This window comes from Synechococcus sp. ROS8604 (assembly GCF_014279655.1).
In the GTDB taxonomy this organism is placed as follows: Bacteria; Cyanobacteriota; Cyanobacteriia; order PCC-6307; family Cyanobiaceae; genus Synechococcus_C.
Genome location: NZ_CP047946.1, coordinates 707,148 through 720,694 on the forward strand (window position 1 = coordinate 707,148; position 13,547 = coordinate 720,694).

Genomic DNA, 13,547 nt, shown 5'->3' on the forward strand with positions numbered 1-13,547 from the left:
ACGGACCTTTGTTGAAGGGGTGTTGAAGGGGTGTTGAAGGGGTGTTGAAGGGGCTGGCTGGCCTTCAAGATGAGGAACGACAACGGAGTGTTGATGGGCGCAACGAACGCGAAAGATCTACGGCAGTTGTTGTTGCCTTTTTCGTCAATGGCACGGATCGGCGCTCGCTACAGCTGTTTATCGCTTTGATGAGTGCGGTGATTGCTGTGTCTCTTGGCTTAATGGCCTGGGTGTGATGGTCGATTTTGCTGGCTGGCTTGTACAAAGCCGCGCCTTGGCTGCGCTCACGGTGTTGTCTGTTTTGGCGAGTGGTTTGGCTGCATGGCCTCTTCGGGGGATGGACTCTCGTCGGCGTGTGGCTTGGTTGTATGTACTTGGTAGTTTTTGGTTGTTGTTAATTGTCAACGCAGTCGTTGTTCTTTTTACGTACTTCTTAAGGGATCTCACGGATTCATTTGTGGCGAGAAATATTGAGGGTTCTCGATTGGGCTTGATTCAGGTTTTTGTCTTTTTGGGTGTCTTTATCCCAGCAATTTATGCCTATAATTTTACTAAAAGTGCGTTTGCTAATTTTTGTTGTGAAGCGATGACTCTGCGCTTCTTTGGTGGCTGTCTAGGTGGTGGATTTTTCTATCGGCTTAGCTCTACCGGTTCGGTTGATGGCGTTCCGATTGATAACCCTGACCAGAGTATTGCTCAAGATATTGATAAGTTTACGGAGAAAAGCTCGGAGTTGTTTTTTTGAGCTTGTTGACTCTTGTGTTTCGGCTGCAAGTTTTGCTGTTGTTTTGATCACCATTGATGCGTAAATTCTTTTTTATGTGCTTGTGTATGCGGCATTTTTGTCTGGACTTATCGCCTTTGTTGGTAGGAAATTCGTTCGACTGAATTGTGTTCAATTGAGATTGAATGTTGATTTCGCTTTGGTCGGTTTATTTTAAGGACGAGATTGAGTTTGGAGTTTTCACCCAAGTATCGATAGCGTTCTCTGTCGTGAAGAGAGTTTTCAGCTTCATTGTGGATAATTTCCCTGACATTGCAAATTTGATTTCCAATGGTCAACGCTTAAGTGAAATTGGTCATGGTTTCGATCTCAGCGTTCATGATTTTGAGACCGGACCTTCATTGTCTGCATCGCATTCAGCTCCCGAAGCCAAATTGCTAGCTCCTGGGGTGATGATTCATGTGGAGTCTGCAACTCTGAAGATTCCATCCGGGGAGCGCACGTTAGTGCGCAACCTCAGCATCGATCTCGATCAGGAGAGCCGTTTTCTTATTGTGGGTTCATCGGGATGTGGGAAAACGTCGTTGCTGCGGACGTTCAGCGGCCTTTGGTCTCCCGCTTCTGGAGTGGTGGCATCACGGGGATTTCGTGATGGGGTAATCTTTGTTCCCCAAAAGCCCTATGTGTTTTCAGGCTCCTTGCGCGAGCAGCTGCTCTTCTATCCCGATGTTGAGTTGGATCTCAACCAGGAGCGGATGTACACACTGCTCGACTCGGTCTCTCTTTCCTCCGTCCACCAGACCCTTGAGTCATCGGAGGCCTTTATTGATTGGCCAAAAGTGCTCTCTGTGGGAGAGCAGCAGAGAATTGCATTTGCGAGGGTTTTGCTGGCCAAGGTGAAATTTGTGCTTCTCGATGAATCCACCAGCGCGTTAGACATCCCAACGGAACGGGCGGTGTGTCAGCTGCTGCAGGATGCTGGAGCTGGGTATGTGAGTGTGGGACATCGGTCTTCTCTGCTGCCCTTTAACGACTCTGTGCTGGAGCTTGGCTTGATCGTGACGGCGGCTGGAGCTTGTGTGATGCCCATGACTATGCCTTCCCGCAGGCTTGATGGTTTGCCTCAGGGCGTCTTAGCGTTCAAAGATTGTTGGGATGCATCGTGAAGGAAAGCCAGGTACAGCAAAGTGACAAGGATGAATGGCGCGATCATGTGCTTCAGGAGATTGTAGATTTTTTAAGTAAGAACAAAGAAGAGATCCATGGGCGTTATCTCGATCAACGAAGTGGCAAGCTTCCACGAGATTTCATTGAAGAGAAAGGCTTGATGGATTTTGAATTGGCGATCACATTTCTAGAGGATAAGCCCAAGGGAATGGGGTTAGGTCTTGGCTTTTTCAAGGCGACTCTGATTCGCTGAATGTAAGAAAACTCTCTTGATTCCTCCAATCAAGACGTTGTGAGATAAATGAGATGCTGTGTGGTTAGGGCCTAAAATCCCAAACCGCTAAATAGTTCTTGATGCACAACATAGGTGTGGTATAAAGTTGTGCCCGCATTGGGCGAAAGTTCGATGCCATCACTGTTGAAGGCGATGTTGCAAATCAAGTTTCCTTTCCAGGCAATCTTGTCTTCACTTTGCTCTGATGACCATTCCATTGCAGCGCTGAAATGATCAGGAATGATGGCTCCGATTTTTTCGCAGATGTTTGAAAGCCTGCAGAGGGCAGGGGGCTTGGCAGGTAGCGATAAACCTTTCCTTAGTATTAATTCGTCAATCACTCCTGTATATCTCACAAATTCGATGAATGCCTGTTCCTGTTCTGTGAGTGAGGCCTTGGAGAGTGCTTGATCAAAGAGATCGGCCGGAAGGATTGGCCTGGTTTTAATCATTTTGTAGAAACGCTTTGTTGCAGGGAAATGACTGTAGTGACGAGGGTTGGATTTTTGAATATCTCCCGTGGGTACGCTCTCGTTATTCAGTGCAAAGGGTTGTGTGTCATTGATTGCACGACCAGCAATTGTTTGCCACAGTACTTGGAAAGGGTCAATTCCATGGGTCTGAGGAAATCACTTAAAAAAGCCATGGTTTATTTGCTTGGCGTTGTCGATGAGTACTGGGCGATGCGAGAGCCTAGTCAGTACGGCAAAAAGGATCCAGAATGTTCTATCTCTGCTGAGAGTCAGGATTGTGTGAGCAAGAGTGTGCCCCATTGATAGCATTGATAGCTGATGAGAGAAAATGGTTATGGAGAAAAATATTGTAATTATTGAGCAGTCTTGTGGGGTTAGCGTTATAATCCTGTTGAATTGAGAATTTAAGTTGAATCAAGCCAGTATCCGCCGATTTATATTTACTTTGATTACGGGCTATTTGGCGATTTTTGGTGTTCAGCAGATCCCCTATGAATTTCCAAATCAATGGGCTGTGTTGATACCGGTTTTGATCGTTGTTTACATCATCACCGTATGGCTGGATGGAGTTTTCTTTAAGGATGATCAACCTCTTGAAAAGCTTCCTGCTTCCGTGACAAAGGCTAACAAGAAGAAATCATCTAAAAAGTCGAATGGATTTGGAGACACTTAAAAGATATTTGATTGGCTTGAAAGGTGTGTGTGGGCACAAAAAAACCTGCTGGCTTGATCTCCAAGGCCAACAGGAATAGGCATGGATTGAGAACAGTCCCAGATCGAAACCTGGGCTTGAACATCAGACTTTTCTGGAGTAGTACTCAACCACTAGCAGTTCGTTGATCTCAAGGGCCACCCATTCGCGCTCAGCGCGGCCAACCACTTTCGCGCTCAGCTTTGGTTTGTCGAGTTCAAGGTGGGGAGGCACGTTGGCCAATCCTGGGAATTGAAGATTCGCTTCAGCGAGCAATTTGCTGCACTTGCGTTCGCGAATGGCGATCACATCACCAGCCTTGCACTGATAACTAGCGATATCAGTGACCCGTCCATTCACGGTGACGTGGCCATGATTCACCAATTGGCGTGCTCCGGGCACGGTTGGGCCAAATCCAATGCGGAAACAAACATTGTCGAGACGGTTCTCGAGCAGTTTGAGCAGGTTGGTTCCTGTTGAACCTTCCTGAGCACGCGCTTTCTTCACGTAGCGCACAAGTTGACGTTCGGAAACGCCGTAATTGAAGCGAAGCTTTTGCTTCTCTTCTAAGCGGATTGCGTATTCGGAGCGCTTGCGACGGGCTTGGCCGTGCTGACCGGGTGGATAGGACCGTTTTGCGGCCTTCCGGGTGAGACCAGGGAGGTCTCCCAAGCGCCGCGTGATCCTCAGGCGAGGGCCGCGGTATCTGGACATAGGTCGATTGAGATCGGTAGTGGGTTGTTCGTGTCGACTCTGTCCATAATCACCGATTGCATACGGTGCGAGACGATCGACAAGAACCATTTAATATACCCCTAGACTGGCCTTGCTTCAAAAAAGCGTTTCTCTCAGGAGTCCATACAAATTTTGGATTCCATGAATAAATATTTTTTATTGTGAAAGCTAACCAATCCTCGTCGGCTCTTACTGGTTTCCTTCTCCGTTTTGTTGGCCTGCAATTTGTTGCTCTTATTTTAGCACTAGTTTTAATTGTCTCGGGGTATACCTTGGTGACAAGAACCTACGTTCGCTTTCAGGCTTCGCAGGTGATGGACGTTATGTTGGCTGTTCGTGAATATACTTCTAGGAAAATTAATCCATTGATTGCCCCTATCAATGACACTTCTGATGAGGCATTTATTCCTGAAGCTGTTCCAAGTTATTCTGCTACGAAGGTATTCGAATATCTAAGATTGAATAATGCATATTCTGATTTCCAATATCGAGAAGCTGCACTCAATCCAACAAGTCCCTCGGATCGCGCGAGTGCTACTGAAGCGGAAATTATTGGTCGGTTTGAAGGCAACCCTCGTTTAAGAGAGATTAGCGGTATTTTAAATGATAATAGTGATCATAATCAATATTTTCTCGCCAAGCCCATTCGGCTTTCAAAAGAAAGTTGTTTGGTCTGTCACTCAACACCCGATAGAGCTCCTAAAAGCCAACTTATAGCCTATGGAGATAAGAATGGATTTGGATGGAAGCTGGGTGATGTTGTTGGTGCTCAGATCGTGTCAATTCCGATTGATTCCGGTTTGCCGTCTCCAGCGCGTTTTGTCCTTCTGCTTGTTTTAGCTGTTGGACTTATGTCTTTGGCTGTGGTTGTGGTGGGTCAACGCTTTTTTGAAGCTCTTATTGCTCGTCCACTAAGACAAGTCTTGCGACTTGTGAGTGATGAGTCTTGTGGGGCCGATGAAGATTCAAGGCATCTGCATCAACGTCAAGATGAGTTTGGTAAGTTGTCTCGATGGATTTCCAGCCTTCGTGATTCCTTGAAGTGAGCCTTAAGATTCTTTGTATAGGATCAATTGGCTTCTTGCCTTTTCTTTTTAACTTAGCGCAATCCAAGCAAAAAGACCTTGAGATGCTATGAAGGTTGCTGGAAGGAAGATTTCCATGATTCTTTCGAGTGTTGGAACGCGTTCTGAGCCTTCTTTTGCAATTGTTTGTGAGATGTAATAAGCGATGAAGACTTCTGAAATCATAAACACGAATAGAAAGATTGTATAAGTATCGCCTAGGGTTAGATACGGGACTCTTGGTACTGAACTTGTGATAATGATTTGGTAAGCAAGAGTTGTAAACAGCAGTCCGGAAATGAATGCCAGTCTGTCCGCAAATGCCTCTAAAGGGATGGCTAGGAAAAAGATACTTGTGAAGGTGAGAATCCCTAGTGGTAGGAATATTTTGTAGATAAAGTGGCCTGACCGTCTTGAGATTGTTATCGTCGCTGATAATCTTGAGAATTCGTTGCTTCCTTGCTCAGGGTCGTCATGGTTGCGAATTATATAATCTAAATTTTTAATTTTCCATTCTGGAAGCTTGGAGTTTTTGCTTAGGCTTACGACATCTCCAAGTTCGACTAGCTTGATTACATTCTTGTCCCAGCTAAAGGACTGTACATATAAGTGCAGGAGTTGCTGGTCAAAGGGGAATTTTTCGAGTCTAAATTCTGAGCCAAGTCCTTCCTCAAAACGCGCTTTCCTTTCAACTGCTCCACTGCGATGCAGCGTGATGGTTTGAGTTTGGTAAAAGGCTTCGCTGACGCGATTTGTAAATTCAAGCTGAGGAACCCAATGGGATCCCATCCAGTCCTCCGCAGCGGATTTGAACAGAACGAGCTCATCTTCATCCTCCGGAAGATCGCTGATGATGCGTGGATCGCACCATGTGGAAGTCAGTAATCCATCAAGCTGAAAATTATTGTGTGTATCGGAGATTGAAGGCAATTCATTGATGTGGATGCTGACTCCCACAGGAATGGGTTTGAGCTTTGAGATTGGTTGCGGCGGCGCCAATGGATGAGTGGGTAAAAGCTCTTTCTCTGGGCAGCCGTATTCGGAAATATTGAGCTGAGATAAATCTTTGATTCTATTCGCTTGTCCAGGGATATATTCAACTGCACCTGATGGAGAATGGACTCCTATCCATAGACAGAAGGATATCAATGCTGCAAAAAATGCACCAATTTGCTTTCTTCGTGCCACGTATAAAAAGCACTACAGGATTTTGAAACGATAATCCCTGATTGGGGGGCAAAATATTTTGCGTTTAAGCACACCTCGTTAAGATGTAAGCATCTATTTGGTCTGTTGGCCGTGATCGAGACATGGATCAGCCGGTTGATGCTCGGCTTGATCGGCATCTATCGCACTTGGATTTCACCCTTGATCGGCCCTCGGTGTCGGTTTATCCCAACCTGTAGTGCTTACGGGATCGAGGCGATTCAGCGCCATGGCCCTTGGCGTGGTGGTTGGTTAACCCTGCGTCGTTTGCTGCGCTGCCATCCCTTTACTCCCTGCGGCTGTGACCCCGTCCCCGATTGATTCACGGCGATTGTTGCTCTTTAGCAGGGCTGGTTGTTGTCTCTGTGAGGGGCTCGAACAGCGCTTGCGAGATCTCAATCTTGAGCAAGATGTTCATCCCCTACAGCTTGAGGTGGTGGATATTGATTCACCCGAATGTCCAGTGTCATTGCGCGCGCGTTATGACCTCGAGGTTCCCGTTTTGGTCTTGGACGACACGGAGCTCCCTCGCGTTTCCCCCAGATTGAGTGGGGATGGATTGCGCAATTGGTTGCAGCGGGTCTGTTCCACTGGGACAGGTTCGGATTAGAAAACCCTCCTGTGGTGCCCCAGCGATGACCCAGACACTCCATGCTTTGCTCCATTCGGTGGGTTTGCCTGTCCCCCAGGGCTCGGTCGATGTCGTGATCGAATCGATCACCTGTGATTCACGTGGCGTAGGGCCTGGGAGTTTGTTCATCGGTCTTCCCGGCGGAAGGGTGGATGGAGGCAGCTTTTGGCCTAATGCTCTCGCTGATGGTGCTGCCGCTGTACTGATTGGCTCAGCTGCCGCTGCTGCTAAGCCTCCTGAACACAGCGACGCTGTGGTGGTGGTGCCTGATCCAGTTGCTCTCTGGGCTGGTGAGCTGGCAGCAGCTTTTTGGAATTACCCCAGTGATCGCATCGGCTTGATTGGGGTTACGGGCACCAATGGCAAAACCACCACGACGCATTTGATTGAACATTTGAGTTCGGCCTGTGGGCGTCCTTCTGCTCTGTTTGGAACCCTTCTGAATCGCTGGCCTGGCCATAGCGTGACCGCAACGCACACCACCGCTGTGGCTGATCGGCTGCAGGCTCAGCTCGCTGAGGCCTGTGCCGCTGGCGCTGAGATCACGGCCATGGAGGTGAGTTCCCACGCCCTTGATCAGCATCGGGTGGCTGGATGCCGCTTCTCTGGTGCTGTGTTCACCAATCTCACTCAGGACCATCTCGATTATCACGAGACGATGGCGTCTTATTTTGAAGCCAAAGCTCGCCTGTTTGCCACACCGCTTGCCCCACCTCTGGTCGCTGATCGTGGGGCTCAATTTGTCGTGAATGTGGACGACCCTTGGGGAAAACAACTAGCGGAGCGGTTGGGCGATCGTTGTTGGCGGAGTTCGTTATCCGAGGGCTCAGTTTCTGCAGAATTGACGATGTCTGATTTGGTGATGGGCTCGTCTGGGGTTGAAGGCCGCCTGTTGAGTCCGGTTGGTGAGGGCTCGTTTCACTCTCCACTGCTGGGTCGATTCAATGTGATGAATCTGTTGCAGGCCGTAGGGGTCTTGCTTCAGCAAGGTCTCCCTTTGGAGCCGCTCCTTGAAGCCATCAGCACATTCGGGGGCGTTCCTGGTCGGATGGAACGGGTTGTTGTGACCTCAAAGGGGGGAGCGCTGCCCACGGTCTTGGTGGATTACGCCCATACGCCAGATGGATTACGCAGCGCTTTGAAGGCCTGTCGCCCTTTCGCGGACGGCAAACTGATTTGTGTGTTTGGTTGCGGCGGTGATAGGGATCGTGGCAAGCGTCCGCAGATGGCTGCGATTGCGTCAGAGCTTGCTGATGGTGTGGTGGTGACTTCTGATAATCCACGCACAGAAAATCCTCAACAAATCCTGGATGATGTTGTGAGTGGAATTCCTAATGGAACTGCGTTAACGGTGACCCTGGATCGAGCTGAAGCCATTGCGGAAGCGATTCAGAATGCTGGCTCACAAGACCTTGTTCTCATTGCTGGTAAAGGTCATGAGGATTATCAAATTCTGGGTACCGAAAAAATTCATTTTGATGACCGTGAACAGGCTTTAAAAGCCCTGCAAGATAAATTGAGCTCTTAAACGTCTATTCTTAAACTTCTAACTTGGGTAGTAGTAAAAAGCTGCTCCGAAAATCGAAAACATTCCTAGGAGCAAAACACCTTCCAGCCAATTTGATTTTGCGTCCATATTGACAAGGTTCACAATTAAGACGCTAAAGATGAGTGCGATGACTTCGAAGGCTGTGAAGTCAAGATTCATGGGCTGACCGATCACAGATCCAATCATGATCAGTGCTGGCGCGATTAGTAGGGCAACAAGCAAGCTGGATCCCATCGCTAAAGAAATGGGGAGATCCATTTGATTTTTTAAGGCCCCTTTAACGGCAGGCACATACTCTGAAAACCCCCCAATGATCGGAATGATGATGATTCCGGTGAATAGGGCGCTGAAACCGAGCTGTTCTGTGGCAGGCTCTAAAAAATGAACAAAGCTTTCAGATTGATAAGCCAAGCACGCCGTGCTAAGAATTAATTGAATAATCCAAGGTCCTAAGTTTATTTTTTTTACTGCATCTTGAGGCGAGTCAGCGTCATCGCTTTGGATGTAGTTGGGGTCAAATAGATGGCTGTGGGTTGCGAGTGAGAATGTTAGCGTTAAGAAGTAAATAACAATAAGGATCGCCGCGACAGTCATTGATAGGCCATGAATTGCGATGGGATCATCGATTCCTGATGTGCTGATGAGGGATGCAGGTAGGGCCATCGCCATGACAGCTAAGGTCATAGCCGCACCGTTGGTGCGAACCATGGTTTCCTGAAAACTTTGTTCGCTGTATTTCAAACCACCTACAAGCATCGCCACGCCCGTAACGAGAAGTAGATCGGAGAGAATCGCTCCAGTAATACTCGCTTTGACAACATCGATAAGGCCCAACCTTAGAGCCGATAGGGCAATAATAAATTCAGCACAATTGCCAAACACTGCGGTGCAGATGGCTCCAATCGTTGCTCCGCTATGTTCTGCAATCTCTTCCGTTGCATCGCTAAGCAACAGGGCGATCGGAATGATGCCTGTCGCTGAAACAATGAAACAAAGCAGAGTTGGCCAACCCTGCATCGAGGCCAGCTGTGTTAGCCCCAGCATGAGTAGCGCTGGAATCAGCTTCCAGCGTCCGGATTGGACGAAGGAGGATATCAAGCTTTGGGGTATGAGTTCGTCGACTTTATGAAGGGCTGAGCGCATGTATTGTTTGATGTTGGAATGGGGTTGAGATCCTTGCTACGGCAGAAGTTTAGGGCTCCCATTGTTGTGCTCCAAAAAATGTGAGCTCAACGTAATTGCTAGCTTGGTTGTTATTGCTTGATAAGTCTAGCTGAAATCCTCCCAAGTCTACTTTTTTAATCGACTTAAGGCTTGTGAGGAGAGTTTCTTTTGTGAGTGGCCCTTGGACATTTTTGATCCCTTCTGTGATTAATTTGGCTGCCATAAATCCTTCCAGGCTTGTGAAGCCAAAACGGGCTGAAGGATTGTTTACGCGCATGAGGCGTTGATACTCTGCGACAACAGGAATCCAGCGGTCCCAGGGAAAGGGAACGACTTGGCTAACCCCAATGCCATTGGCTTGTCCTACAGGCAGTGATTGTTCAAGGGCTCTGGTGCCAACAAAAGACACATTCATGATTTGGGCTTTTGTATCTCGTTTTAGTAACTCTTTGCTTAACGCTGCTGAGCTGACGTATGTCGAAATGATGATGATGGCGTTTGGTTGAGTGGATGTTAGGACTTGAAGTGCTGATTGTATTTGTGCAGAGTTCCTTTGAACTGTGGAGATTGCATATGGTTTTAGGCCGTGCCTTTTTAGTGCTGATTCTGCAGATTTAAGTCCATCTTTCCCGAAGGCGTCATCTTGATAGATAATGGCTATTTTCTGTCTCGCATTTCGAACAAGACTATCCACAATTTTATCGATTTCCATTTGATAGCTGGCCCTTAAATTCACCACCATTTTCAATTCGTTGTCTCGCAGGATTGAAGCGCCTGTTAGAGGGGCGATGAGGGGGACTTTTCTTTTTTCAATGACGGGAAGGATCTCTTTTGTTGTTGGTGTGCCTACGTACCCAAATAAGGCGAGAAGGTTGGGGCGGTCCAGCAGGGTTTTCGTGTTTCTGATGGTTTGCTCAGGCTCATACTGGTCGTCGAGGCTAATCAAGCGGATTTTTTTTCCGTTGATTCCTCCCTGTCGATTCACTTCGTTAAACCATGCTTCCGCTCCAGCTTGATATTTTTTCCCGATTTGAGCTGAAGGTCCGCTCAGTGGTAAGGATTGACCGAGGAGGATCGTGCTTTTGCTATCAGAGTATGTTTGGGATTCTTTTTGTTGGGCTGATGTGGAGGCGATCGATAGACTGAGTCCAATTACTATAAGGGTATTTCTATGAAGAATCGTTGCTATTGGCTTAACCCGTAAAACACTTGTTTGATTCGCTGCTTTTTTTTTCATGACGAAGGTTCGAAGACGGAGAAAGTGGAACATCTTGGCGATCGCGTCAGTTGTGCTGGCAGCCTTGCTTTCCATCGTTGGAGTTACTAGTTTAAATGTTGATCAAGTGCCAGGTCGTGATTCCCTGCGCCTTTCTTCAGCTTCTCGTGCTTTGACGACATCAGTGGATCGTCTTCCTCGAGATGGCTGGAGTTCTCAGCGAGGAGAATCGTTGAGTGGAGGTGAAATTCAAGCTGATATTGATGCCTTGGATGATGCGCTATATCATGTAAAGATTGGGGTGTATTCAAATAGTACTTATGATTTAGATTTAAGTATTCCTAGCTTTTCGTCAAACGGCTATGTATGGATGCGTTGGAAGCAGCCTCTTCAGGATTACTTAGAGGCAAACGATACGGATTTGCAAGAGCATATTTCGTTGCTGAATGCGTTGTTGTCTGACGCGGATCCTGTGTTGCATCCTGTGCAAGATAAGCCAGCAATTTTGTCTGATGGTACCTACTATCAGCTTTATACTTATGTTGGACGTTTTTATATCGATCGAGCAAGCTTTAGACATTTTCCTTTCCTTACAATTAGTTTGCCGATTGCGATCGAGGCTGATGATGTAGCTGGTGGTCTTGGCTATGGAACACTACGTTTTGAACCTGATAGTCGTAATAGCGGGATGGGTCTCTATGCGGGTACGGGAATCATTGGTTGGTTGAACCGAGGCTGGTCGATTGCTGAGTACCGCCATAACTATGCTACCAATTTTGGCCTGGGTGGACTTGATCGAGACTATAGTCTTATTCTTTATGATATTACGTTTGGAACCTCATCCTGGTCCTCTTTTTGGCGCTTGATGTTGCCTTTGTTGGTGGTCATGGTGATGGTCCTACTCGTATTCAAAATCCGTCCAGATGAACAAGACGCCCGAGCCGGAATTCCGGTAACAGTTTTGTTGACTTTGGTTTTCTTGCAGCAGGTCTATCGAGGGGAACTTCCTGATCTTCCCTTCCTGACATTTCTGGATCAGGTCTATGTGATTGCTTATGTCATTACTTTGTTGGCGTTTGTTTTGTTGGTATGGATTGGACGTCGTTATGCCGATATGGAGAGTATGCCGCTTGGAGAGGCGCGCGATAATCTTTCGAAAAGACTTGAATTCTTAGATGAGGTTTGGCCGCTTTCTATGGTGTTGTTTTGCTCTATTGCTGTGGTGACTTCTTGGTACTTAATACCCGCAGGGGCTTAATGATTAGATGCCCGTCAGCTCTTTAAGAGCCTTCACGAAGGATGTGAGTTCGCGTTCTTCTGTGGTGATGTGGGTACAGGCTCTTAGGCAGATGGGTTCTTCCAGGTTGCGGATCCAAATCCCTTTGCTACCAAGTATTTTTACGATGTCAGTTGTGCTTCGGGAGCATGAATCGTTGAGCTGGAAGCTCACCAATCCTGCGGGGGGCTCCTCCTCGAGTAAGGGAGTGGTTCCCGGAAGCTCATTCAGCTTTCTCCAGAGCTCGCCGCTAAGAGATTGGATGGCTTCGAGGCGCTGTTGCTCGCTCGCCTCACTTGCGAGCAAGCTCAACGATTGACGCAGCCCTGCCATCAATGGCACACAGCTCGTTGCAATTTCAAAGCGCCGGCTGTCGTGGTGAAACGGGTCTGGATCATCGATCACGGCGCGTGTTTCATCGCGCAGGCTGCGCCAGCCAATCAGGGTTGGATTGGCTTGGTTGAGGATTCTTTCTGATAAGGCCACACCTCCAAGCCCCTCGGGACCGCAAGCCCATTTGTGGCCAGTAAATGCATAAATATCAGCCGCCTGGGCTGCTGCTTCCACAGGGATTTGACCCATGCTTTGGGCTGCATCCACGAGCAGAAAAGGTTGCTGAGCATGCTGATGAAGCTGCTCTGCCACCGCAGGGATGGGCATCAGCTGCCCGGTGTTCCAGAGCAGATGAGACAGCACCACCACTTTGGTGCGTGGCTGTAGAGAGTTCTCCAAGGCTTGAAGCACGCCTGCGTCGGTGTCGTGTTGGGTCTCACGTCCTTGCCTGAACTGCTGAACAGGGAGGTTGTCGACCTCCAGCTGTTCCCGTCTGGCGAGTTCATGGCATGCCGCGACGACTCCTGGGTGCTCGCAATCACTGATTAGGAGGCGATCACCTGCTTCAAAGGGAAGTCCCCAAAGGGGCAACACGCAACCGCTGGTGACGTTTTCGGTGAGTGCAAGGCGATGGGGAGCTACACCACACATGCGACTCAGCACCGCACGCGTTTTGTTTGTTTCTGAACTGATGTACGGCCACACATCTGTAGTGAAGGGCCCCAGTTCTTGGATGCGCTGCCAGCTTTGGGTCATGGCCTCCAACGACGGCGTTGGCAACGGTCCCTGTCCGCCGTAGTTCAAGTAGGTCTTGTTGCCCAGTGCTGGACAGAGATCGCGGAGGGAGTTTCGAATGTCCATGGTGTCGATCAGGTATGGATCACGAGAGGCTTCTGATGAGCACCAAGCTATCTACCAGGACTTGCGCCAGTGATTAAGCATGGTTTTGGCCATTCATTTATGGATGATTTTGAGGGGAATTGTTGTGTGAATCATTCTTGCTAACGACGCGATTGCGTTGTCTTGATGTTGCTTTTTTGTCCC

The 13,547-nt window shown here is 48.2% G+C and carries 16 protein-coding genes; 10 read left to right on the forward strand and 6 right to left on the reverse strand.

Translation table 11 applies throughout. The annotated features are described in order from the left end of the window. The first annotated feature begins 44 nt into the window (after positions 1 to 44). From SynROS8604_RS03730 to SynROS8604_RS03745, 4 genes are all read left to right on the forward strand, one after another. Positions 45 to 236 (forward strand): hypothetical protein, encoded by a 192-nt coding sequence (locus SynROS8604_RS03730; RefSeq protein WP_186545179.1) that lies wholly within the window; start codon positions 45 to 47, stop codon positions 234 to 236. Next, positions 236 to 745: a hypothetical protein gene (locus tag SynROS8604_RS03735; protein ID WP_186545180.1), complete on the forward strand. Its 510-nt coding sequence runs from the start codon at positions 236 to 238 to the stop codon at positions 743 to 745. Before SynROS8604_RS03730 ends, SynROS8604_RS03735 begins: the two co-directional genes overlap by 1 nt. A 380-nt stretch (positions 746 to 1,125) precedes the next feature. Beyond that, positions 1,126 to 1,890: an ATP-binding cassette domain-containing protein gene (locus SynROS8604_RS03740; RefSeq protein WP_186545181.1), complete on the forward strand. Its 765-nt coding sequence runs from the start codon at positions 1,126 to 1,128 to the stop codon at positions 1,888 to 1,890. After that, complete coding sequence (locus SynROS8604_RS03745; protein WP_186545182.1) at positions 1,887 to 2,144, forward strand: hypothetical protein; 258 nt, start codon at positions 1,887 to 1,889, stop codon at positions 2,142 to 2,144. The genes SynROS8604_RS03740 and SynROS8604_RS03745 overlap by 4 nt, the downstream gene beginning before the upstream one ends. A gap of 71 nt (positions 2,145 to 2,215) precedes the next feature. Here SynROS8604_RS03745 and SynROS8604_RS03750 read toward each other — a convergent pair whose 3' ends face one another. Further along, positions 2,216 to 2,506 carry a hypothetical protein gene (locus SynROS8604_RS03750; protein WP_255445171.1) on the reverse strand — a complete coding sequence of 97 codons (291 nt, stop codon included), beginning with the start codon at positions 2,504 to 2,506 and terminating at the stop codon, positions 2,216 to 2,218. Positions 2,507 to 3,047: 541 nt separating this feature from the next. Here SynROS8604_RS03750 and SynROS8604_RS03755 point away from each other — a divergent pair. Then, positions 3,048 to 3,311 carry a hypothetical protein gene (locus SynROS8604_RS03755; protein ID WP_186545184.1) on the forward strand — a complete coding sequence of 88 codons (264 nt, stop codon included), beginning with the start codon at positions 3,048 to 3,050 and terminating at the stop codon, positions 3,309 to 3,311. Between the two features lie 123 nt (positions 3,312 to 3,434). Here SynROS8604_RS03755 and rpsD read toward each other — a convergent pair whose 3' ends face one another. Continuing rightward, on the reverse strand, positions 3,435 to 4,043 hold the full coding sequence (rpsD, locus tag SynROS8604_RS03760) for a 30S ribosomal protein S4 (protein ID WP_006854709.1): 609 nt from the start codon (positions 4,041 to 4,043) through the stop codon (positions 3,435 to 3,437). Between the two features lie 182 nt (positions 4,044 to 4,225). Here rpsD and SynROS8604_RS03765 point away from each other — a divergent pair, with 182 nt between their 5' ends. Beyond that, positions 4,226 to 5,110 carry a DUF3365 domain-containing protein gene (locus tag SynROS8604_RS03765; protein WP_186545185.1) on the forward strand — a complete coding sequence of 295 codons (885 nt, stop codon included), beginning with the start codon at positions 4,226 to 4,228 and terminating at the stop codon, positions 5,108 to 5,110. 48 nt (positions 5,111 to 5,158) lie between these two features. Here the strand turns inward: SynROS8604_RS03765 and SynROS8604_RS03770 are convergent, their stop codons facing one another. Further along, complete coding sequence (locus SynROS8604_RS03770; protein WP_186545186.1) at positions 5,159 to 6,316, reverse strand: hypothetical protein; 1,158 nt, start codon at positions 6,314 to 6,316, stop codon at positions 5,159 to 5,161. A gap of 138 nt (positions 6,317 to 6,454) precedes the next feature. On the opposite strand from SynROS8604_RS03770, the gene yidD reads away from it, so the two are divergent. The 3 genes from yidD to SynROS8604_RS03785 are packed head-to-tail and all read left to right on the forward strand — an operon-like array spanning position 6,455 to position 8,493. After that, entirely contained in the window at positions 6,455 to 6,655 is a 201-nt protein-coding gene (gene yidD, locus SynROS8604_RS03775; protein ID WP_255445277.1) for a membrane protein insertion efficiency factor YidD, read from the forward strand. Beyond that, positions 6,636 to 6,944 (forward strand): glutaredoxin family protein, encoded by a 309-nt coding sequence (locus tag SynROS8604_RS03780; protein WP_186545187.1) that lies wholly within the window; start codon positions 6,636 to 6,638, stop codon positions 6,942 to 6,944. The genes yidD and SynROS8604_RS03780 overlap by 20 nt, the downstream gene beginning before the upstream one ends. 25 nt (positions 6,945 to 6,969) lie before the next feature. After that, entirely contained in the window at positions 6,970 to 8,493 is a 1,524-nt protein-coding gene (locus SynROS8604_RS03785) for a UDP-N-acetylmuramoyl-L-alanyl-D-glutamate--2,6-diaminopimelate ligase (RefSeq protein WP_186545188.1), read from the forward strand. Between the two features lie 18 nt (positions 8,494 to 8,511). On the opposite strand, the gene cax is transcribed toward SynROS8604_RS03785, so the two are convergent. Both cax and SynROS8604_RS03795 read right to left on the reverse strand, forming a co-directional pair. Then, on the reverse strand, positions 8,512 to 9,657 hold the full coding sequence (gene cax, locus SynROS8604_RS03790; RefSeq protein ID WP_186545189.1) for a calcium/proton exchanger: 1,146 nt from the start codon (positions 9,655 to 9,657) through the stop codon (positions 8,512 to 8,514). 49 nt (positions 9,658 to 9,706) lie between these two features. Continuing rightward, positions 9,707 to 10,990, reverse strand: a complete 1,284-nt coding sequence (locus SynROS8604_RS03795; RefSeq protein WP_186545190.1) for an ABC transporter substrate-binding protein — start codon at positions 10,988 to 10,990, stop codon at positions 9,707 to 9,709. Between SynROS8604_RS03795 and SynROS8604_RS03800 the strand changes: the two genes are divergently transcribed. Further along, entirely contained in the window at positions 10,980 to 12,152 is a 1,173-nt protein-coding gene (locus SynROS8604_RS03800) for a hypothetical protein (protein WP_255445172.1), read from the forward strand. The genes SynROS8604_RS03795 and SynROS8604_RS03800 overlap by 11 nt on opposite strands. A gap of 3 nt (positions 12,153 to 12,155) precedes the next feature. Here SynROS8604_RS03800 and SynROS8604_RS03805 read toward each other — a convergent pair whose 3' ends face one another. Continuing rightward, positions 12,156 to 13,364, reverse strand: a complete 1,209-nt coding sequence (locus tag SynROS8604_RS03805) for an aminotransferase class V-fold PLP-dependent enzyme (protein WP_186545192.1) — start codon at positions 13,362 to 13,364, stop codon at positions 12,156 to 12,158. Positions 13,365 to 13,547: the final 183 nt, after the last annotated feature.

Bases quoted from the DNA above. Each gene is read 5' to 3' on its own strand.
- SynROS8604_RS03735 (WP_186545180.1), top strand. From the start codon at position 236: ATGGTCGATTTTGCTGGCTGGCTTGTACAAAGCCGCGCCTTGGCTGCG.
- cax (WP_186545189.1), bottom strand. From the start codon at position 9,657: ATGCGCTCAGCCCTTCATAAAGTCGACGAACTCATACCCCAAAGCTTG.
- SynROS8604_RS03795 (WP_186545190.1), bottom strand. From the start codon at position 10,990: ATGGAAAGCAAGGCTGCCAGCACAACTGACGCGATCGCCAAGATGTTC.
- yidD (WP_255445277.1), top strand. From the start codon at position 6,455: ATGCTCGGCTTGATCGGCATCTATCGCACTTGGATTTCACCCTTGATC.
- SynROS8604_RS03805 (WP_186545192.1), bottom strand. From the start codon at position 13,364: ATGGACATTCGAAACTCCCTCCGCGATCTCTGTCCAGCACTGGGCAAC.
- rpsD (WP_006854709.1), bottom strand. From the start codon at position 4,043: ATGTCCAGATACCGCGGCCCTCGCCTGAGGATCACGCGGCGCTTGGGA.
- SynROS8604_RS03785 (WP_186545188.1), top strand. From the start codon at position 6,970: ATGACCCAGACACTCCATGCTTTGCTCCATTCGGTGGGTTTGCCTGTC.